The sequence below is a fragment of the Burkholderia sp. Cy-637 genome (genome assembly GCF_011753175.1).
Taxonomy (GTDB): Bacteria; Pseudomonadota; Gammaproteobacteria; order Burkholderiales; family Burkholderiaceae; genus Burkholderia; species Burkholderia gladioli.
This window is the reverse complement of record NZ_VWWC01000413.1, coordinates 1-635: the sequence shown is the minus strand read 5'-3', so window position 1 is coordinate 635 and position 635 is coordinate 1. Positions and strand designations below refer to the sequence as shown.

Sequence of the window (635 nt, the reverse complement as noted above, 5' to 3'; positions counted from 1 at the left end):
CGATTTGTCGGTGGCGCAGACGCTGGAGATCGCCGCCGACTACGAGCTGGTGATCATCCACACCAGCACGCCCTCGTTCCCGACCGACGCGGCCTTCGCGCAAGACCTCAAGCAGCGCAAGCCCTCGGTGCTGATCGGCATGGTCGGCGCCAAGGTGGCCGTCGATCCGCACAATTCGCTGGTGGCGTCCAACGCGATCGACTTCGTCTGCCGCGAGGAATTCGACTACACCTGCCGCGACGTGGCCGAGCGCAAGCCCTTCGCCGATATCCCCGGCCTGAGCTACCGCGCCGCCGACGGCGCGATCGAGCACAACGGCGCGCGCCCGATGATCGAGGACATGGACGCGCTGCCGTTCGTGGCGCCGGTGTACCAGCGCGACCTGAAGATCGACAACTACTTCATCGGCTACCTGAACTACCCCTATGTGTCGATCTATACAGGCCGCGGCTGCCGCTCGAAGTGCACCTTCTGCCTGTGGCCGCAGACGGTAGGCGGCCATCGCTATCGCGTGCGCTCGGTCGAGAACGTGCTGGCCGAGGTGAAGTGGATTCGCGACAACATGCCGGAAGTGAAGGAGATCATGTTCGACGACGACACCTTCACCGACTTCAAGCCGCGCGTCGAGGAGATCG

General features: G+C 64.4%; 1 protein-coding gene. It reads left to right on the top strand.

Annotated features, from left to right (window positions below; all coding sequences use genetic code 11):
• The coding region (locus tag F3J10_RS35925; protein WP_167244073.1) for a radical SAM protein at window positions 1-635 on the top strand (635 nt) is incomplete at both ends.